Origin of the sequence: Halobellus clavatus (assembly GCF_900107195.1) — an archaeon.
In the GTDB taxonomy this organism is placed as follows: Archaea; Halobacteriota; Halobacteria; order Halobacteriales; family Haloferacaceae; genus Haloquadratum; species Haloquadratum clavatum.
Genome location: NZ_FNPB01000001.1, coordinates 498,960 through 519,206, shown reverse-complemented (window position 1 = coordinate 519,206; position 20,247 = coordinate 498,960). Strand labels below are relative to the sequence as shown.

General features: G+C 66.0%; 18 protein-coding genes. 13 read left to right on the top strand and 5 right to left on the bottom strand.

The window, feature by feature from the left end; translation table 11 throughout:
• Nucleotides 1-80: 80 nt before the first annotated feature.
• Nucleotides 81-506: an NUDIX hydrolase gene (locus BLU74_RS02555; RefSeq protein WP_089764805.1), complete on the top strand. Its 426-nt coding sequence runs from the start codon at nucleotides 81-83 to the stop codon at nucleotides 504-506.
• A complete protein-coding gene (gene mutL / locus BLU74_RS02550) occupies nucleotides 503-2,881 on the top strand; it encodes a DNA mismatch repair endonuclease MutL (protein ID WP_089764803.1) in 2,379 nt (792 codons plus the stop codon). Before BLU74_RS02555 ends, mutL begins: the two co-directional genes overlap by 4 nt.
• A 64-nt stretch (nucleotides 2,882-2,945) precedes the next feature.
• Here mutL and BLU74_RS02545 read toward each other — a convergent pair whose 3' ends face one another.
• Nucleotides 2,946-3,497: a hypothetical protein gene (locus tag BLU74_RS02545; protein ID WP_089764801.1), complete on the bottom strand. Its 552-nt coding sequence runs from the start codon at nucleotides 3,495-3,497 to the stop codon at nucleotides 2,946-2,948.
• Between the two features lie 93 nt (nucleotides 3,498-3,590).
• Entirely contained in the window at nucleotides 3,591-4,685 is a 1,095-nt protein-coding gene (locus BLU74_RS02540) for an alcohol dehydrogenase catalytic domain-containing protein (protein ID WP_089764799.1), read from the bottom strand.
• A 231-nt stretch (nucleotides 4,686-4,916) separates the two neighbouring features.
• Here BLU74_RS02540 and BLU74_RS02535 point away from each other — a divergent pair, with 231 nt between their 5' ends.
• The 4 genes from BLU74_RS02535 (at nucleotide 4,917) to BLU74_RS02520 (ending at nucleotide 8,863) form a co-directional block, all read left to right on the top strand.
• Nucleotides 4,917-6,314, top strand: a complete 1,398-nt coding sequence (locus tag BLU74_RS02535; protein WP_089764796.1) for an aromatic ring-hydroxylating oxygenase subunit alpha — start codon at nucleotides 4,917-4,919, stop codon at nucleotides 6,312-6,314.
• Complete coding sequence (locus BLU74_RS02530) at nucleotides 6,314-6,847, top strand: aromatic-ring-hydroxylating dioxygenase subunit beta (protein ID WP_089764794.1); 534 nt, start codon at nucleotides 6,314-6,316, stop codon at nucleotides 6,845-6,847. The genes BLU74_RS02535 and BLU74_RS02530 overlap by 1 nt, the downstream gene beginning before the upstream one ends.
• Nucleotides 6,844-7,320, top strand: coding sequence for a hypothetical protein (locus BLU74_RS02525; RefSeq protein ID WP_089764791.1), 477 nt, complete (start codon nucleotides 6,844-6,846; stop codon nucleotides 7,318-7,320). Before BLU74_RS02530 ends, BLU74_RS02525 begins: the two co-directional genes overlap by 4 nt.
• Before the next feature lie 64 nt (nucleotides 7,321-7,384).
• A complete protein-coding gene (locus BLU74_RS02520; RefSeq protein WP_089764789.1) occupies nucleotides 7,385-8,863 on the top strand; it encodes an aldehyde dehydrogenase family protein in 1,479 nt (492 codons plus the stop codon).
• Between the two features lie 68 nt (nucleotides 8,864-8,931).
• Here the strand turns inward: BLU74_RS02520 and BLU74_RS02515 are convergent, their stop codons facing one another.
• Complete coding sequence (locus BLU74_RS02515; RefSeq protein WP_089764787.1) at nucleotides 8,932-9,636, bottom strand: metallophosphoesterase family protein; 705 nt, start codon at nucleotides 9,634-9,636, stop codon at nucleotides 8,932-8,934.
• A 167-nt stretch (nucleotides 9,637-9,803) separates the two neighbouring features.
• Between BLU74_RS02515 and BLU74_RS02510 the strand changes: the two genes are divergently transcribed.
• Together BLU74_RS02510 and BLU74_RS02505 are read left to right on the top strand one after the other, a co-directional pair.
• Nucleotides 9,804-11,705 (top strand): PEP-utilizing enzyme, encoded by a 1,902-nt coding sequence (locus BLU74_RS02510; protein WP_089764785.1) that lies wholly within the window; start codon nucleotides 9,804-9,806, stop codon nucleotides 11,703-11,705.
• A 35-nt stretch (nucleotides 11,706-11,740) separates the two neighbouring features.
• The gene (locus BLU74_RS02505; RefSeq protein WP_089764783.1) at nucleotides 11,741-12,805 is read left to right on the top strand and encodes a PEP/pyruvate-binding domain-containing protein; all 1,065 of its coding nucleotides are present in this window, start codon (nucleotides 11,741-11,743) and stop codon (nucleotides 12,803-12,805) included.
• 137 nt (nucleotides 12,806-12,942) lie between these two features.
• On the opposite strand, the gene BLU74_RS02500 is transcribed toward BLU74_RS02505, so the two are convergent.
• Nucleotides 12,943-13,620 carry a haloacid dehalogenase-like hydrolase gene (locus tag BLU74_RS02500; RefSeq protein WP_089764781.1) on the bottom strand — a complete coding sequence of 226 codons (678 nt, stop codon included), beginning with the start codon at nucleotides 13,618-13,620 and terminating at the stop codon, nucleotides 12,943-12,945.
• Nucleotides 13,621-13,784: 164 nt separating this feature from the next.
• Here BLU74_RS02500 and BLU74_RS02495 point away from each other — a divergent pair, with 164 nt between their 5' ends.
• The 5 genes from BLU74_RS02495 (at nucleotide 13,785) to BLU74_RS02475 (ending at nucleotide 19,499) form a co-directional block, all read left to right on the top strand.
• A complete protein-coding gene (locus BLU74_RS02495) occupies nucleotides 13,785-16,121 on the top strand; it encodes a tubulin-like doman-containing protein (RefSeq protein WP_089764779.1) in 2,337 nt (778 codons plus the stop codon).
• Nucleotides 16,122-16,184: 63 nt separating this feature from the next.
• Nucleotides 16,185-17,150, top strand: a complete 966-nt coding sequence (gene kdgK1 / locus BLU74_RS02490) for a bifunctional 2-dehydro-3-deoxygluconokinase/2-dehydro-3-deoxygalactonokinase (protein WP_089765255.1) — start codon at nucleotides 16,185-16,187, stop codon at nucleotides 17,148-17,150.
• A 6-nt stretch (nucleotides 17,151-17,156) separates the two neighbouring features.
• Entirely contained in the window at nucleotides 17,157-17,810 is a 654-nt protein-coding gene (locus tag BLU74_RS02485; RefSeq protein ID WP_089764777.1) for a DUF6663 family protein, read from the top strand.
• A gap of 288 nt (nucleotides 17,811-18,098) precedes the next feature.
• Complete coding sequence (locus BLU74_RS02480) at nucleotides 18,099-19,010, top strand: hypothetical protein (protein WP_089764774.1); 912 nt, start codon at nucleotides 18,099-18,101, stop codon at nucleotides 19,008-19,010.
• 60 nt (nucleotides 19,011-19,070) lie between these two features.
• Complete coding sequence (locus BLU74_RS02475) at nucleotides 19,071-19,499, top strand: CopG family ribbon-helix-helix protein (protein WP_089764772.1); 429 nt, start codon at nucleotides 19,071-19,073, stop codon at nucleotides 19,497-19,499.
• A gap of 85 nt (nucleotides 19,500-19,584) precedes the next feature.
• On the opposite strand, the gene BLU74_RS02470 is transcribed toward BLU74_RS02475, so the two are convergent.
• Nucleotides 19,585-20,079 carry a DUF7575 domain-containing protein gene (locus tag BLU74_RS02470; protein WP_089764770.1) on the bottom strand — a complete coding sequence of 165 codons (495 nt, stop codon included), beginning with the start codon at nucleotides 20,077-20,079 and terminating at the stop codon, nucleotides 19,585-19,587.
• Between the last annotated feature and the right edge of the window lie 168 nt (nucleotides 20,080-20,247).

Below are 20,247 nucleotides of genomic sequence, written 5' to 3'. Positions count from 1 at the left end.
TCGACGAGCGATCGCGCCGGGACTCGGCCGACGGTGCCGACAGGAACGGCGCGAGCGGATCGGAGCGTCGGTGATCGGACGTGACCGAGGCCCACCTGGAGGCGACGATCAGTCAGCGCGGCGTCCTGTTCGCCGAGACCGAAACCATCCTGATAGTCCGCCGCAGCACCGACGGCGGCTGGGAACTCCCCGGCGGCCGCCTCGAACCGTACGAAGACGCCCCCGCGGGCGTCCACCGCGAGATCGTCGAGGAGACGGGACTCGACGTCCACGTGGACCGCCCGATCCACGCGGCGTCGTGGCGGAACGACACCGACCGCGGGCGGTTTGCGGTCTACTACCGGTGCGTGGTCCCCGCCAGCCTCGATGTCGACGTCGACGACCCGGTCACGCTCAGCGACGAGCACACCGACCACGCGTGGCTGCTCCCCGAGACGGCGAAAGACCGACTGAGCGACGTCCAGCAGGAGGCCGTCTCCATCGCGACGGAGGTCCACGAGGAATGAGTGACGACCCGAGCGATACCGAGGCCGCTACCGACGCGGGCGCGACGGACGACGCAAGCGACCAAGACTCCGGTACCGACGTCGATACCGACGCCGACACCGACGAACCGCGGACGCCGACGATCCGCGAACTCGACGATCGAACGGTGCGACAGATCGCGGCCGGCGAGGTCGTCGAACGGCCGGCATCGGTCGTCAAGGAACTCCTCGAAAACAGCCTCGACGCCGACGCCTCCCGGATCTCCGTCGCGGTCGACGCCGGCGGGACGGAGGGCATCCGCGTCCGCGACGACGGCGTCGGTATGCGCAGAGCGAGCGTCGAACGCGCGGTCGAAGAGCACACCACGAGCAAGATCGACGACATCGAGGACCTCGAGGCCGGTGTCGGCACGCTGGGATTCCGCGGCGAAGCGCTGCACACCATCGGCGCGGTCTCGCGGCTGACGATCCGAACGAAGCCCCGCGGCGGCGACGCGGGGACGGAACTCCGCGTCGAGGGCGGCGAGGTGACCGAGGTCGCCCCCGCCGGCTGCCCGGAGGGAACCGTCGTCGAGGTGACGGACCTCTTTTATAACACTCCCGCCCGTCGGAAGTTCCTGAAGACGACCGCTACGGAGTTCGACCACGTCAACACTGTCGTCACCCACTACGCGCTGGCGAACCCCGACGTCGCCATCTCGATAGAACACGACGACCGGGAACTCTTCGCGACCGAGGGCCGCGGCGACCTCCGGTCGGCGGTCTTGTCGGTGTACGGCCGCGAGGTCGCCGAGTCGATGATCGAGGTCGCACACGAACCCGACTCGGGGCCGCTCGAGCGCGTCACGGGACTGGTCAGTCACCCCGAGACGACCCGCAGCACCCGTGAGTACCTCTCGACGTTCGTCAACGATCGGTACGTCACCGCCGGCGTCCTCCGAGAGGCCGTCCTGGAGGCGTATGGCGGCCAGTTGGCGGCCGACCGCTATCCCTTCGCGGTGCTCTTCGTCGATCTGTCGCCGGACGCCGTCGACGTGAACGTTCACCCGCGGAAGATGGAAGTCCGGTTCGACGACGAGTCTGGCGTGCGCGAGTCAGTCACCGCCGCCGTCCGTGATGCGCTCCTCGAAGCGGGGTTGATCCGTTCGACCGCGCCCCGTGGTCGCTCGGCACCCGAAGAGACCGAAATCGCCCCCGAGTCGCCGGAGTCGGCGGTCCGCGGCGGCGCAGGACACAGCCCCCAACCGGAGTCCGACTCGGCTGACGGATCGGCCGAGCGTCCCGCGACCGATACCGACGTCGGGAGTGACGCTCCCGCCGACGCGTTCGGGGCCCGCGACGCTGCTGCAGAAACGGCCGCCGACGACACCGACGAGGCGAACGCTGCGGACGCCCCGGCCTCGGCGGCGGACCCCGACGACGAAGCCGCTGGCCCCACTGCCGAATCCGCTCCCACCGACACCGACCCCGATCCTGCGTTCGACGTCGACGCCAGTGGCACCGACGCTGACGCGGACGAGTCGCGGGCCCACCCGGTCGATCCCGCCGACGAGGCCGCGTGGTCCGTCTCGGAGAGCGAAGACGACGCTTCGGGATTCGCAGATACCCCGCGAGACGGGGAGCCGACCACCCGACCGGACGCCGACACTACCCCCCCGGCGGGGTCCGACACTTCAGCCTCGGCAGAGTCCGGTTCCGACCGCACGGCCGACCGGGAGTCACGCCCGACGGGGTTCGTCGGGCCGACCGTCCAACACGACCTGGGCGGTGACGCGGCGACGCTCGAACCGGCGTTCGACTCGCTCCCGTCGATGCGCGTCCTCGGGCAGTTGCACGACACCTACGTCGTCGCCGAGGCCGACGACGGGATGGTGCTGATCGATCAGCACGCGGCCGACGAGCGGGTGCACTACGAGCGACTCCAGGCCGCGTTCTCCGGCGAGGTCGCGAGCCAGGCGCTCGCCGACCCGGTCACGCTCGAACTCACCGCTCGGGAGGCCGCGTCCTTCGACGACTACCGCGACGCGCTGGCCGAACTGGGGTTCCGGGCCGAGCGGACCGACGACCGGACGGTCGAGGTCGCGGCCGTCCCGGCGGTGTTCGCGGCGACACTCGATCCGGAACTCCTCCGCGACGCGCTCACGGCGTTCGTCAGTGAGGGGACCGACGGGGCCGAAACCGTCGAGGCCGTCGTCGCGGACCTGCTCGCAGACTTGGCGTGCTACCCCTCGGTGACGGGCAACACCTCCCTCACCGAAGGGTCGGTGATCGAACTCCTCGACGCGCTGGACGACTGTGAGAACCCCTACGCCTGTCCGCACGGCCGTCCAGTGGTGATACGGATCGACGCCGCAGAGATCGAAGACCGCTTCGAGCGGGATTACCCCGGGCACTGACGGCTGGCCACTCGGCGCACGCGGCGGCCCCGATTGCGACCGTGCGTCCTCGCCGTGGTCGATCTCACTCCTCGTCGCGCTTGTCCAGGTACTGTTGACCCGCTTCGGTTTCCGAGATGAGATCGTCGAAGATCGCCGCGTCCGTACTGAACTTGTGTAGGTTGTGGACGGAAGTCGTCTCGAACTCGTCGATCACCGCACCGTGCGCCTCGAAGAAGTCAGTCACCCACTTGTCCATCTGGTCGGTACTGCGGAACTGGGTGATGAGTTGCCAGCGGTACTTGTCGTCGGCGTTGAAGAACATCAGTACGTGCGGGTCGTCGACCAGCGCCTCGTAGCAGTCCTCCCAGTGATCCTCGAAGTTCGGATAGTGGAAGGCGATCCGGAACACGTAGTGCTTGAACAGCGTTCGCCGCGGCACGACGGTCTTGCGGAAGAGCCCCTCGCTCTCCATCTCCCGGAGGAGCGTGTTCACGTGGTTGTGCGACAGCGAGATGTCGTACTCCTCGTCGAGAATCTCGCTGAGTTCCCGACTCGACGCCGTGGGGTTCGAGATCCGGGCCTGCAGAAGGATGAGGTCGCGGGCGTCGATTTCGGTGAGCAGATCGTCAGACATAGTTTCCTCGCCTCTATTCGGGCAATAGTAAAAAACACTGCGAGAGGACCGCTCGACAGAGGACGCGAACGCGGCGCGAGCGGGCGGCGCCAGCTATGCGCCCTCGGGGAACTGAACTACGCTGCGGATCCCGGTTCCCGCGTCAAGCGCGGCGAACGCCTCGCCCAGCTCCGGAAGCTCGTACCGCCCCGTGAGGACCGCATCGAGAGCTAGATCGTCGTTCAGGTACATCGTCGCGTACCGCGGGATATCGACCCGTGGCCGGGTGAATCCGACGATGTTTCCGACGACGGAGATCCCCTTCGTGAAGCGGCCGAGGTCGATCTCCGCCGGCGGGGTACTGCTCGTTCCCGTGATTGCCGCCGTCCCGCCCGGTCGTAACACGTCGATCGCCTGCCGGACCGTCTGCGGTCGGCCGATACACTCGAAGGCGTAGTCGACACCGCCGGTGCGCTCCCTGATCGTCTCGACGGGGTCGGCCTCGGTCGCGTTCACCGTGTGTGTGGCCCCGATCGTCTCCATCGTCGCGAGCGTCTCGGGATCGAGGTCGACCGCGACGATCGCGCCCGAACTGACGGCGCCCGCGGCGAGCACTGCGCCCGCGCCGACGCCCCCACAGCCGAACACGGCGACCGTCTCGCCGCTTCCGACCCCGGCGATGTTCGTGACGGCCCCGAGCCCGGTCGTGACGCCGCACCCCAGCAGTGCGCCGATCTCGAAGGGGACCGCGTCGGGGATCGGCACGACCTGCCGCTCGGGGACGACGGCCATACTCGCGAACGACGACTGTGCGTAGAAGTGGTTGATCGGTTCACCCTCCTGGCTGAGGCGCCGCGTCCCGTCCATCATCCGGCCGCGGACCTCCCGGCGCGCCTGACAGAGGTACGGGTCGCCGCGCCGGCAGAACTCGCAGTCGCCACACGACGGCAACACCCAGAGCACGACGCGGTCGCCGGGAGAGACTGTCGACACGCCGTCACCGACCGCTTCGACGACCCCGGCCCCCTCGTGGCCGAGGACCACCGGGAACGACGTGTCTTCGCTCGTGTAGGCGTGATAATCAGTGTGGCAGACGCCGGTCGCGCGGACGTCGACGAGCACCTCACCCGGTTCGGGATCCGCGAGCGAGACAGACTCGACGGCGTACTCGTTCGGTTCCCTCGTCACTGCGGCCGTAATCTCACGCATCCTGATCACCGGGGACATATTCCGCGCGGTGCGTGACAGCGAGGCGACGCTGCGACGACGGGACAGCCCGGAGCCTCGGTTGTGAACTCATTCGGCATCGTGTTCGACGGAGTTCGTAATATATCTTTGGTCCAGTACAATACAATTATACCGAAATAGCGATTGAGAAATTACAATAACTCCTATATTCCGAATATTTAAGTATATGCACACTGACTGTGGGATGTAAATATGGCAGCAGGTGACATCCCCAATTCGACAGCACAGACGCTGCAGGCGGCCCGTGAGTCACTCGACGAAGGGCTATTTCCGCTCGAGTTCTTCCACGACGAGGGGCTTCACGACCTCGAGATGGAGCGGATCTTCGCCCAGTCGTGGGTCTTCATCGGGCACGAGTCCGAGATCCCAGAGCCGGGCGATTACGCTCAGCGCTACATTGGCGACGACACGTTCATCTTCGTCCGCGACGAGAGCGGCGAGATCAACCTCCTGTTCGACAGCTGTCGCCACCGCGGCACCGAAGTCTGTCGGGCAGAGCAGGGGAACACCTCCCACTTCCGCTGTCCGTACCACGGCTGGACGTACAAGAACAACGGCGAGGCGGCGGGCATCCCACAGAAGTCGAAAGCGTTCAAAGATCTCGACCGAGAGGAGTACGGACTCGCGCACGTCCCCCGCCTCGAGACCTACGAGGGCCTCGTGTTCGCCTCGTTGGCCGAGGAGGGTCCGTCCCTCGACGAGTGGCTCGGGGACTTCAAGTGGTACTTCGACGTGCACATGAAACTCCCCGAGGGCGGGATGGAGGTCATCGGCGAACCCCACCGGTGGGTCGTCGACGCGAACTGGAAAACCATCGCCGACAACTTCAACGGCGACAGTTACCACACTGCCTGGGCCCACGGCTCGGTCGTCGATCTGGAACTCGGCGGTGAGGAGACGGTCGGGCACGCCGGGACCGGCGAGAGCCTCGATCGGCACATCCACTGTGACGGACACACGACGAGTATGCGCGGCTTCGAGGGCGAAGACGTGTTCCTCACGTATCCCGACGAGATTGTCGAGGACCTCTTCACCAAAGACGACCTCTCGGAGGGGCAGTGGGAACTGGCCAAACAGGCGCTGTCGTTCACGGGTGCGATCTTCCCGAACTTCGGGTTCCTTCACTTCGGCGACACCACCGACGACCCCGAGAAGGACGTCGCGCCCTTCTTCACGATCAGGAAGTGGCGGCCGATCGGTCCCGACCAGATGGAACTGTGGAGTTGGGGGCTGGCCCCGAAGAACGCGCCCGAGGCGTTCAAACAGCGGATGTACAAGATGTACACCTCGAACTTCGGGCCGACCGGGAACTTCGAGCAGGACGACGTCCCGATCTGGAAGAGCATCACCGAGGCCGCCGACGGCCAGTTCGCTCAGAGTCAGAACCTCCAACTGAACTACCAGATGGGCCTCGAGTGGATGAGCGAGATGGACATCGACGACGAGTGGCTCGGGCCGGGCTTCGCGTACACGGAGAACCTCGAAGAGGGCGGGATGCGCCTGTTCCACGAACAGTGGTACGAGATGCTCGCCGGCAACGACCGAACCGACGCGACCGGTTCGCCCATCAACGTCACGGAGGACCGCTGATGTTGACTGACCACCAGGCGGACATCGAGTCGCTGCTCGTCGAACGGTCGGTCGAACAGTTCCTCTATTACGAAGCCGAACTGCTTGACAACCGGGAACTCCACGAGTGGTTCGACCACATCGCCGACGACATCAGTTACCGGATGCCCCGCCGGCTGATGCGGGAGAACCAGGCCAGCGCGTTCAGTGAACAGGGGTACTACTTCAACGAGGACTACGGGTCGCTGAAGGCCCGAGTCGAGCGGTTCGACTCGGAGTACGCGTGGGCGGAGCGGCCGCCGACGCGGACGCGCCGGCACGTGACGAACGTCAGCGTCAGCGAGGACGACGACTCCCTCGACGACGGGGAACTGCACGTCGAGAGCAACCTCCTCGTGTACCTGAGCCGTGGAGACAGCGAGGCACACACGTTCTACTCGGCACGACGCATCGACACGCTCCGACAGACCGACGAGTCGTTCGAGATCGCCGACCGGGAGATCCGGTTAGACCAGACCGTCCTCGACACCGACAACATCTCCATCTTCCTATGACCGACCCGACGGAGTCAGCCCACTACATCGAGATCGACGAGGAAACCGAGGTCCGAAGCGAGGACGCGGCAGTCACCGTCAGACGGATCCGGACCCCGAAGGGCGAACGGCTGGAACTCCGGACCGACGACGACGTCCTCCGCGCCGACGCGCTGGGGCTGGAGAGCCTCTCCTGGCAGGATCTGGACGTGTTCTCCGAATTCCTCGGACGGGACTACGCGCTCGCCGAGCGGTCGGAGTCCGACGCCGACGACGACGTCGACTGCGAGTTCACGCTCAGCAACGAGTACGCCGACATCGTCGTCCGGAGCATCGAGTCACCCGCCGGGGACCGCCTCATCGTCGAGGCGCCGAAGAAGCAGTTCAGTATTCGGGTCGACGCGGAGGGCCTCGCAGCGCTGGCCGCTCAGGACACGAGCATCTTCTCGGAGTTCCTCGAAACCCCACACGGCCCCGGAGGGCACGCGCACTGACCGTCCGTGACGGGATTCGATTCCGGAGGCATCGACCGAGCAACCACCGAACGAGACTGAGAGTATGACACAGACCCATCCGAGCGATTTTTCGATCACGGCAGACTGGAACAGCGTGTACATCGACGGCGAGTGGCGGTCGGGGGGCCGAGAATCGATCCCCGTCGAGAACCCGGCGACCCGGGACGTCGTCGCCGAGGTGCCGGCCGGCACCACCGAGGACGTCGACGCGGCCTACGAGGCGGCCGCCCGTGCCCAGGAGACGTGGCAGGAGGTGCTGCCCCAGGAGCGCGGCGAGATCATCCGGGCGGTCCAGCACCGCATCGAAGAACACCACGCGGCGCTGACGGAACTGTTGGCGATCGAGTCGGGGAGCGCCCGCCCGAAGGCGTCGCGGGAGTTCACCTCGACCGGCGAGATGATGCACGACGTCGCCACGTATCCGTTCCGGATGACGGGCAGCCACAGCCAATCGAAGGTGGCCGGGAAGGAGAACATCGTCAAACGGGAGCCCGTCGGAGTCGTCGGCGTGATCTCGCCGTGGAACTTCCCGTTTCAGCTGTCGCTTCGGGCGGTCGCTCCCGCCATCGCTCTCGGAAACAGCGTCGTGCTCAAGCCCGCCACGGAGACGCCGATCACCGGCGGCCTCCTCATCGCCAAACTGTTCGAGGAGGCGGGACTCCCCGACGGCGTCCTGAACGTCGTGACGGGCCACGGATCGGAGATCGGCGATCGGGTCGCCTCCCATCCCGAACTCTCGGCGGTGGCGTTCACCGGGTCGACGTCGGTGGGACAGCGCGTCGCTCGCAACGCGGCCGAGGCGCTCGCGTTCCCCGCGATGGAACTCGGCGGCAACAACCCCCACGTCGTCCTCGACGACGCGGACGTCGACCGGGCGGTCGACGCGGGGATCTTCGGCTCGTTTATGCATCAGGGACAGATCTGCATCTCGATCAACCGCCACCTCGTCCACGAGTCGATCTACGACGAGTACGTCTCCCGGCTCACCGATCGCGCCGCGGAACTGCCCGTCGGCGATCCGCTCGATGCGGAGACCGTCGTCGGCCCGATCATCAACGCGGCAGAGCGGGACTCGATGCTGTCGTACGTCGAGCAGTCCCTCGAAGCGGGCGCGACGCTCGAACTCGGCGGCGACGCCGACGGCCTCTTCGTCGAACCGACGGTGCTCTCGGGGATGTCGAACGAGATGGCCGCCGCCTGCAACGAGCACTTCGGCCCGGTCGCACCGGTGGTGCCGTTCGGGAGCGACGACGAGGCGGTCGAACTCGCCAACGACACCGAGTACGGCCTCGCGGCGTCGGTCCACGCCGGGCGAGTCCAGCGGGCCCGCGACGTCGCCGACCGGATCGACGCCGGGATGGTCCACATCAACGACCAGCCGATCAACAACGAACCGCACGTGCCCTTCGGCGGGATGAAAGCCTCCGGAATGGGCCGGTACAACGGCGAGTGGATCATCGACGAACTCACCGAGACGAAGTGGACCTCGATCCAGCACCAGCCGCGGGACTACCCGTTCTAGACGGCTCGACGGCGGGAACACAGCACCCTCGACGACGGGAACACAGCACCGGTAACGCGATGGAGCGCCTACTCGACCGAATCGTCCACCGACCGTTTCGCCCGCCCGAACACCAACTCGCCGTGTTCGAGGCCGTCGATCAGGACCTCCGGGAGGTCGTTCGCCGCGAGGGCTTCCTGGGTCTCTTTGCGGGGGTACTCGACCCGCCGCAGGTCGACGGTCCCCGCATCGAGGTCGACCACCGCGTAGGCTGCCCGCCAGTCGCCGTCCCGCGGGAGACCGACGCTGCCGGGATTGACGACGGTGCCCGCGTCGAAGCTGGCTTTCGCCTGGAGATGCGTGTGACCGACCGCCAACACCGACTCCTCGCCGAGCAAGTCCGCCGAGAAGTCCTCGGGATAGGTGTAGGTGTTGGGGTTTCCGGGAGCGCCGTGGACGACCTTGAGACGGCCACCAGCCAGTTCGCGCTCGACCGGGAGCGCGTCCAGATACGCGAGTTCGTCGTCGGTCAGCCGTTCTGTCGTCCACTGGGCAGCCGTCTTCGGGATCCGATGGAAGTTGTCGTGAAACGTTCCGAGGACCGCGCGGTCGTGATTCCCCTGGATCGAGACGATCCCCTCGTCTCGGAAACGTTCGATGACGTCGCTGGGAAACGGGCCGTAGCCGACGACGTCGCCCGCGTGGACGAGCGCGTCGACGTCGGGCATCGCTTCGAGGACGGCGTCGAGGGCGGGACGGTTTGCGTGAACGTCGCTGATGAGTCCGACTCGCATAGCACCCCGTTGTAATTACGGTGTAATCAAACTACTCCCTTATCCGGAATTTATATCCATATCATCCGAGATATAGAATACAATAGTTTCTCTCAGTCGGGTATTAGGTTACAATACTACTCTAACCTTCGTTAGTTATAAATAGCTGTGTCGCGGTGACTATTCGCATGGGATCTGACCAGAGTGCGCAGAAACCAACGGGCCACACGACAGACGAAGCGCGGACGCGCTTCCCCCACGCGGGCGAACTAGACCTCCCCGCGGAACTGGACGGCTGGGAGGAGATGTACCCCGAGTACTTCCGGTTCGAACTCACCGACGACCGAACGGAGTACGAGCGAGATCGGTTCTGGTTCTGGGACAAGAAAGACACGACCGAGCCGCTGCTGCCGTGGGATATGACGATCAGCGCGCAGGCGTGGCAGATCGCGATGGCGCAGAACACCAGCCGCGTCTTCGCGATACCGCCGTCGATGTCCGTCGACATCCGCGTCGTCGCCGGGTACGCGTACTTCACCGGTATCAACGTCGAAGACGAGGAACTGCTCGAAGAGCGCGGGAAGCTCTTCAAAGAGCGGAGCGAGTACTACTACGAGAACTACGACGCCCTGTACAACGGCGTCTGGCTGCCCGCGGTCAAAGAGATCGGCCGCGAGATCGACGACCTCGACGTCCCGTCGGCCCTTCCGGAGTACGTCCCCGACGACGTGATCACGCAGGGCAAAGGCCAGAGCCAATCGACGCTCGAGGTGGTCCGAAACTACAACCGGCTGACCGAACTCGCCCTCGAAGGGTGGCAACGTCACTTCGAGTTCCTGTATCTCGCCTACCTGGCGTATATGCAGTTCACCGAGCTCAGCCGCGAGCTGTTCCCCGACATCTCCGACGACGCGATCGGGAAGATGGTCTCCGCCGTGGAAGCCGACGTCTTCCGCCCCGACCAGGAACTGAACGAACTGGCCGAGTTCGCCGTGGAACTCGGGTCGGACGTCACCGACGTGCTGACGTCCGAGGGATCGCCGGACGAGAAGATCGCCCGGCTTCGAGCGACCGACGCGGGAACCGAATTTATGGAGCGGTTCGACGAGGTCAAAGATCCCTGGTTCTATATGACGTACGGCGACGGGTTCCACAGTTACAAGGGCTCGTGGATCGAGGACCTCCAGGCCCCGTTCGATCACCTCGAGTCGAAGGTCGACCGGCTGCAAGCCGGCGAGGAACTCGGCCGGGACTTCGCGGCACTGCAGGCCGAGCGCGACGAGGTGGTCGACGAGTACCGGCAGTATCTGAGCCCCGAGGAGCGCGAGGAGTTCGATGCGGCCTACGAGACCTGTATGGCCGTCTATGAGTACGCCGAGAACCACCAGTTCTGGATCGAGAACTGGCTGCACACCATCGTCTTCCGCAAGATGCGAGAGTTCGGCGAACTGCTGGTCAACCACGGGCTGTTGGCCGACGAGGAGGACATCTTCCTCTTTAACCGATTCGAGGTGGCGGAGTTGCTCGAAGAGGCGTGTGAGACGTGGGCGCTCGGGAAGGGCGCGTTCGTCTCCGAGCGCTGGCAGGACCGCGCCGCGGAGCGCCGACAGATCTTCGAGGCTGCCAAAGCGTGGGACCCCTCGCCCGCACTGGGCGAACCGCCCGAAGAAGTCACCGACCCGCTGATGCAGATGCTGTGGGGCATCACGACCGAAAAGGTCGAAAACTGGCTGGACATCGAGTCCGACAGCGGCGACGAGACGAACCTCGACGGGTTCGGGTCCTCATCCGGACAGGTCGAAGGCCCGGCCCGCATCGTCAAGGATTCCAGCGACATCGACAAACTGCAGGAGGGCGAGATCCTCGTCGCCCCACTGACGAACCCCGCGTGGGCCCCGGTCTTCCCGCGAGCGAAGGGCGCGGTGACGGACGACGGCGGAATCACGAGTCACGCGGCGATCGTGTGCCGCGAGTACGGTCTCCCGGCGGTGACCGGCACCGGACACGCGACCTCGATCATCGAGACCGGCGACATCGTCCGCCTCGACGGGGAAACCGGCGAGGTCGAGATTCTGGAACGAGCGGAGTAATCGCTAAGTAACACATTGTCAATAGAGACCATACAATGACCGAGCCAACGTACACACTTCACTTCGCGTCGCCGGATTGCACGAAAGATAGCGTCGACCTCGTGGGCGGCAAGAACGCCTCCCTGGGCGAACTGATGGAGGCCGGCGAGGAGGTCGAGGTCCCGCCGGGGTTCGCCGTCACGACCGACTTCTACGAGGCGTTTCTCGAAACACAGTCGCTCACCGAGTACATCACAGAGCGACTCTCGACGGTCGACATCGACGACGACAACGACGTCGCCGCAGCCAGCGAAGACATCCGCGAACACATCGAGCGCGCCGAGTTCCCGGAATTCCTCTCGGCCGAACTGCGATCCGCCTGGGAGCAACTCCGATCTGAAGCCGGCACGACGGATTTACAGGTCGCGGTCCGCTCGTCGGCGACGGCTGAGGATCTGCCCGACGCCAGTTTCGCCGGCCAGCAGGACACCTATCTCAACGTCAGCGACTTCGAGTCGGTGAAACAGCGGACGAAAGCGTGTATGGCCAGTCTGTTCACCGCGCGGGCGATCACGTACCGCGAGGAGCACGACTTCGAGCACGACGAGGTGCTCATCAGCGTCGGCATCCAAAAGATGGTCGACGCGCGGACCTCCGGCGTGATGTTCACGCTGAACCCCTCGAACGGCGACCGATCGAAGGTCCGCATCGAGTCCAACTGGGGACTCGGCGAGGCCGTCGTGAGCGGCTCGGTCACTCCGGATAGCTTCCTCGTCGACAAGCCAGTCTACAAGATCGTCGATCGCAACGTCCAGAAGAAAGACATCATGACGGTCCCGACAGACGCTGGGACGGAGGAGGTCTCCGTCGAGGACGACAAACGGGACGTTCCCTCGCTGACCGCCGACGAGATCATCAAACTGACCGACCTCGCGAAGGCCATCGAACAGCACTACGATCGGCCCCAGGACATCGAGTGGGCGATCGAGGAAACGGGCGATGAGAAGCAGTTCTACATCCTCCAGAGTCGTCCCGAGACGGCGTGGAACGACGAGGAGGAGCGTCGGACCGAGGTAGACACGTCCGCGAGTGCCGCCGATCGGATTCTCGATCAGCTATAACCGTTCCGCGGGGACCTCGCTCGCCGGGTCGCGTTCGTTCATCGGTGGACGAGCGGTCTCGTCCGGTCGGTCACACCTGCTCTCGCCCCAGCCGTCGGTCCGGGACGACAGTCGCTCGACGCCGGTTCGCGGCACCGTCAACACTCGGCGGACCGTTCACCACGGACCGTGGCGTCGAGTACCCCCCGTTCGTGCAGATACGGAACGGTGCGGAAGAAGTCCCGTTCGTCGATGACGACGTCGGGGACCTCCCGAACCGACGGCTTCGGGTCGAGACCGATCGAAAAGCCGGCGCGGGTGAAGAGCGGTTCGTCGTGCGGGCCATCACCGATGGCGATGACCTGGTCGTGGTCGATGCCGAGATCGGCCACCAGGGCGTCGAGCACGGGGCCTTTCCCGCGGTCGACGATCTCTCCGCGGAGTTCACCCGTGAGCACGCCGTCCGTGGCGACCGGCGTGTTCGCCCGCTCCCAGTCGAGGGCGAGTTCGTCCGCGACGTGACTCGCGAGCGGCGACAGCGCCGTGAAGATTGCCGTCTGACACGTGACGTTTCGCGCCACCGTCTCGGCACCCGGCGCGAACTGGAGCGACCGCACGAGCCGATCCAGCGCCTCCGTCGAAACGCCCTCGAAGTGCGGGAAGATGCGCTCTGCGAGCGCTTTCATCGGATCGGCGCCGCTCTCCCAGACGTCCGCTTTCACGGCTTCGACCTCCGCAGCGACGCCGGCGTGCCCGGCGAGTGCGCTGATGATGTCGCCGTCGATGAGGGTCTCGTCCCCGTCGAAGACGACGAGTTCGTAGGTGGTGTCGGTCATCTCCGGGACGGTACGCCGTACCCGGATATATACCGTGGGTTTCCTTCTCGTGATTTCGGCAACCGCCGACCTGACCGCACTCGAATCCACCGCTCGGGGGAGTTCACCGAACCATCGCTGTTCCGGAGCCGTACGTTTATTTACCGTCTCTCTGACGACAACGTATGCCAAACGGTGGAGCCCCACTGTCGCCGCCGCGTCCGGCGACAGTGACCGTCCTCGGTATTGGCGAAGCGGGGTGTCGAATGCTGAACGCTGTCACAGCGGCCGTCGACCGGACCGATCCGGATCCAGCGTTCGAGTACGTCGCAATCGACTCCCGAGCAGAGGACCTCAACGCTCTGGCACCCGACCGCGCCGAGACCATCGGACTGGACCCGCCGAATCGGACGTTCCAGATGGATATCGACACCCGCGGGTACCTCTCCGACACCGACCGGCTCCCCGCGAACGGTGGAGCGGCTCGTCAGCGTGCGATCGGCCGGTACTACCTCGACAGCGACGCGAACTTCGGCGCGGTCTACGCCGCGCTGTCTGCCGTGTTCGACCGTGACGACCCCGAGACCGATCGACCGGAGGCCCCCGACGGACCGGCCCCCCATCACGTGTGGGTGCTGAGCTCACTCGGCGGTGGGACCGGGTCCGGTGCCGTTCCGCTCATCCTGGCGCTGCTCGACGAACACGCGCCGTCGGACACCTGGCTGTTCGGGCTCGGGTCGGTCGATCTGCTCACTGGATTCGGTGAGGCCCTCGTGCCGTCAGCCGACAAGCGGGTCGTGTACAACACCTACACCGCGCTCCGCGAACTCCGCGTTTTGCTCGGCTTTGCGGACGATCACTACCCGATCGACCTGCCCGTGGATACCGATACCCCTTCGCTCGGTACGGCCACCCTCACTCTCACACAGAGTCCCGTCCACGCGTACGGCCTCCTGCCGATGCCCCCGGAGGCGAGAGCCGATCCCGACGCGCGGGCCGCGGTGAACCGGCGCGCGGCCGAGCTCATCGTCAGGTCGGCGCGGGAGCCGGACCTCCTCGACGTCGGCCCCGCACGCAAGGGGGCGGTCGGGGCCACGCTGTTCTCGGTCGATGCTGACGGCATCGAGGTCCCGCTCGAAGCCATCTCAGCGTACGTCGACACGCGTGCGGAGATCGACGCGCTCGACGAACAGATCGATGCCCACGACGCGGCGGCGGCATCGCTCGATGCGGCCTCCCGCGCGGTGGATCGCCTGCGCAACCGCGGCACGAGCGGCGATGTCGACGAGTTGTTCGTCCCCCGGCGAGCACTCGACGTCGCCAGCGACCGGGCCGAAGGGCTCTCGCGCCCCGACGCATCGCTGACGTTCGACTCCGCCGTGGCCGAGGTCCGCGACGCGTTCGGCGAGTTTCCGCACGCCGATCTGGCTCACGACGCCGATGTGAATCCGGATCCGAACGCGATCGCGACCCTTCTCGTGGCCCAAGAGGTCCACGCGCGACTCGAATCGGCGCTCGAGGAACACCCGTTCCCGGACCGCATCGATCGACTGACCCACGAACTCACCGACGACGTCGGCGATGCACTCCGCGAGGACGCCGACCCGGTCGACCGGTGGGACCGGACGCTCGCCCCGCTCTTGCGACAGCGCGAGTCGCTGCTCGCCCGCACCACAGACGAACTCCTGCCGATCCGCCTGGGTCGCCGTCGGACCCTCGAATCCGAGCGCGAGCAGGCCGCCACGCGGCGGTCGGAACTCGCGACCCTCCGGGACGAGTACGTGCAGTTGCGACGGGTCCACGACGAGGCCGCAGACGAACGGCGCGACGCCGAAACTGCACTCCGTGACGCGCTGGAGGCACTCGACGAGCGCCGACGCGAGGTCCGTGAGACGCTCGAGCACCGCCGCTCGCAGCGACAAGAGCTCGAAGAGCGACGCGAGGCGCTCCGGGAGAAACTCACCGCGGGGACCGACGGCCCGTACCGACAGCTCCCACTCGAGAACCCCGACTGGATCGACCCGGACCTGCTCGAACAGCTCGAGACCGTGAGCGATGTGACCGATGCCGGCGTCCTCGACCAGCGCGCGGTCGCCGAGGGCGCTCACGCGATGCTCGATCGGCTCGAAGAACCGATCCAGGATCGGACGCCACACGAGACTGCGGTGACGCCGTCCAGCACCCTCGCGCTCTCGATCTCGGAGGCGACCTTCGAGCGGCTGGACGATCCAGCGTTGCAACTCGACGCGGTCCCACCGCTCTCCACGACGCTCGACAGATTCGAGAGCGTCTCGACTCTCGAAGAACACGGCGCACTCTCGATCGACGCCGTCGTGACGTTCGAGGGAATCCGCCTCGAGAACAGCAGCGTGTTCGGGCCGCTCGACGAGTACTACACAGCTCCCGACCGATCGGTCGGCGAACTCTTCGGCACGGATCTGAGCGACTCCCCCGTCGCCGACAGCGTCGCGTATCCGGAACTCTTCGAGGCGGCGGGCGCGGCGGACGAGACGCCTGACTGAGCGGGGTGGTCGGCGCCGGGCCCGACAACCGGTCTTATGTACTCCCTGGGCGAACGGCCGGGTATGTCCGACATCGTGACGTTCGGCGAGACGATGCTGCGACTCTCGCCACCCCAGGGTGAGCGCCTGGAACGGGCGCGCGAGCTCGACGCACACGCAGGCGGTGCGGAGAGCAACGTCGCCGTGGCGGCCGCGCGGCTCGGCTGTGACACCGCGTGGCTCTCGAAACTCCCGGATTCGCCGCTCGGCCGCCGCGTCGCCTCCGAACTCCGCGCCCACGGCGTCGACGTGGCAGTCGCGTGGGACCGGCGGCCGGAGGCCCGGCTCGGGACCTACTACCTCGAACGCGGCGGGGAGCCCCGCGGGAGTGACGTGATCTACGATCGCACCGGGGCGTCGGTGACGACCGCGACGCCCGACGAACTGCCGACGAGCGCGCTCGAAGACGCCTCGGTCTTCTACACGAGCGGGATCACGCCGGCGCTCTCGCCGACGCTCGCGGAAACGACAGCGGCGGTACTCGGCGCGTCGACGAAGGCCGGCGTGACGACCGCGTTCGACCTGAACTACCGATCGAAGTTGTGGACGCCCGAGGAGGCGGGCGAGGCCTACGAATCGCTGTTTCCCCACGTCGACGTGCTGTTCGCTGCCGAGCGCGACGTGACGGCCTGTCTCGGGCGCGAGGGCGACCCGGTCGAGGTGGCAAACGGCCTGCTCTCGGACTTCGACTTCGAGACGGTCGTCCTCACGCGCGGTGAGGCCGGCTCGGTGGCCGTCCACGACAGCGAGGTGTTCGAGCAATCGGTCTACGAGGCCGACACGTACGACCCGATCGGCACCGGCGACGCGTTCGTCGGCGGCTACCTCGCAAAGCGGTTCGGCCCCGACGCCGGCTCGGTCGACGACGCGCTCGCGTATGCGGCCGCGACGGCCGCCCTGAAGCGCACTGTCGAGGGCGACGTGGCCGTCGTCACGCCGGCAGAGGTCGCGGCCGTGATCGATGACGACGCCGGCGGCATCTCTCGGTGATCTCCAATGGATATGACCACAGACGGCCGCTACCGTGTCCTCGGTCGGCCGCGTGACCCGGACGAACTGCTCTTGATCTCTGTCGACGACGACGGCGACCACCCGCTGGACGCCTTCGAACCCACGTACGTCGACACTGGCTCCCTCACGGACGCCGCTGACGCCACGGCCACCGCTGATATCGCAGACGACGTCGACGCGCTTCGACGGGGGATGCTCGTCGACGCCACGCTCGAGTGGACCGACGGCGACCCGCAGTTCGCCGCCGTCGACGTCGTCGCCGAGACGGTCTTCGAGTTCTACGACGGCGTGACGGGGCTCTTCGAGGCGGCCAAAGAGACCTGGATGGTCGCCGAGGGCGACAACGCCCCGATGAACGGCCGCGTGACGAAGAACACCGACGGCGAGCCCAACGGCGGACTGTACGTGTTCGCGAAACAGTCCGGCGCTCAGGACCTCTTCGAGGAGTTCCGCAACGGGATGCGACCGCTAGAGCCGCTGCTCCGGCGCGCCGACGAGGGCGAGTCGGTCCCGCCGGAGTCCGAACAGCCGCGTGCGGTGTTCGTCCTGCGCCCGGCCGACGAACCGTTCCTCGTCGTCTACGTCGTGTTCCGTCGCGACGGTGTCTTAGCGGAGACGATGCGGTCGACGTACGGGTGACTCCCAGACGGCGGTGACTGCGTCCGACGATCGGGCTCAGTGATCGTCTCGAGCCGATCGATTCGGCTGCGTCGATGACAGTTCCGACCTCACCGACCGTGGCGACGCAGTCGATTCGTCGGGTGAGCCTGCATCACTCACGGGTGGGGAACCACCATTCGTTATCTAATATGATACCCACGACAGAAGCTACATACCCGCCAACTGCCTCGGTCCCCTTAACGGAGAATTCGAGCCGAGAACCGCGGTATCGTCGGATCGATCACCGCCAGGCTCACCACACTAAGTATGAGTCGCTATCAGAATCGAGACACCGATTCCTCCACACAGCCCGTCGACGACAAGACGCCCAAGGACGTCTCGTCGACAGACACGGACCCGGTCGTCAAGCAACGTCTCCGTCCGTACGACATCGCGTTCATCGCTGCGGTCCCGCTCGTCCTGATCGGGGTGTTCCTGCTCCCGGAGGTGGTCAGACGGTCGTTCACGCTCTCGTATCTCGAACCCACCGTTGTGACGGCCTACACCGCCCACTTCGTCCACCTCGATCTCTCTCACCTGCTGACGAACCTCGTCGTCTTTCTCTTGGTTGTCCCGTTCGTCGCCGTGGTGAGCGTTCGGAACGATCGGCGACAAGAGTTCTATCTGGTCGCGTTCACGATCCTCGCTGTCTTCCCGTTCGTCTTCTCGGCGCTGAACGTACTGTTTCCCCGTCCTCGGATCGGCCTGGGTTTTTCGGGAATCAACCTCGCGTTCGTGGGGTACCTGCCGCACGTCATCGTGACTCGATTCGAACTCGAACGACCGGACTCGCCTGAGGTCGGGAACGATCTCCTCCCGGTCGCGTTCTTCGCCGGTGCCGCGACCGTCGTGCTTCGCCTCGCCCCTGGAGTGATCCCAGCAGTCCCCGCACAGCGCGTCGAGTTCGTCGCCGCCGGACTCCTCAGCGGGACCGCGTCCGTGGTGCTGTTGTCTGTGGCGTTCGCACGCGTCCGCGAATACGAGCGGCGACTGGCAGATGCGGTCTCCCCGCTCGTCGGATTCGGTGGTCTGCTGTTCGTCCTCTTGGTCGTGATCGGGTTTCCACAGCCCTCACCGTCCGGTGGGAGCATCCTCAACGTCTTCTTGCACTTTCTCGGATACAGTTTCGGGTACCTCGTCCCGTACACGGCCTTTCGAGTTGTCGGCATCGACGCCTAGATCGCGGGTCGCGAGCCGCGATCCCCACAAATTAATATCTCTCTCGGACCGAGTTAATATATGACCGTTGTCAGCGTCTCGATGCCGGAAGCGTTGGTCGAACGTATCGATACGTTCGCCGAGGAACACGGCTACACCGGGCGGAGCGAGGTCGTCCGCGAGGCCTCGCGGAACCTGCTCGGAGAGTTCGAGGACAAGCGGCTCGAAGATCGCGAGTTGATGGCCGTGGTGACCGTCGTCTTCGACTACGAGACCACGAACGTCGAAGAGCGAATGATGAGCCTCCGCCACGAGTACGAATCGCTCGTCGCCTCGAACTTCCACAGCCACGTCGGCGAACACCGCTGTATGGAACTCTTCGTCCTCGAGGGTGAACTGGCGGACATCTCGACGTTCGTCGGGAAGATCCGCGCGACGAAAGACACCCTCAGCGTCGATTACTCCGTGATGCCGGTCGACGAGTTCAGCGGCTATCCGACAGAGGACTGACGTCTCGGCGGTCGTGCGCCCCGACCGTCGGTCGGGTGGCTGTGGGTCGCCCCGAGCCGTCCTCACCCCACCGGTCTATCCGACGTCACTCCAATCGAGCCGTGCACCACGGACAGAAGTCGAGGTCGGGATCCAGTTCCTTTCCGCAGCTCGGACAGGTCCCTCCGTCGGTCGAGCCTGCGGATTCCACGGGATCGGTCGACGCCGACGACTCATCACGGCCGGCCGACCGTTCGGCTCCGCTCGATTGGCCCTCCTGTGGCTCTCGACGCGGCCCGGACTCTGCCGTCGGTCCGGCGGACCCCTCCGCGTGGGTCCGACCGCGACGCGCGAGCAGGTACGCGTCGGCGACGCTGGCGACGCCGATGGCGAACACTGGCAGTAGCGTCGCGGGGTCACCGCCGCCGTCGAGGAGCGTCTGTGCGGCGTCCGCGGGCACGAAAAACAGCGAGACGAGTACCGCGAGGGCGAACCACCCCAGCCCACGTCCCCACCGACGGAGGTAGAAGTGGCCGAGCCCAGTCGCGAGCGTCCCGAGCAGCGCCGCGAGCCACGGGCGTTTCCCCTGCGTCCCGCTCATATTCGCCCTTCCGCACCCGTCCGATTAGGTCTTGTGGGACGGTGCGAGCACCGTCCGGTCGGGATCCGGGCGCTCCCGACAGTATAAGTCCCTCTGGAACCGTCGCTCGGTATGCATCAGTGGTCGGTGGATCAGCGCCCGGGGACTGACCCTCGCTGGGGCCTCTGG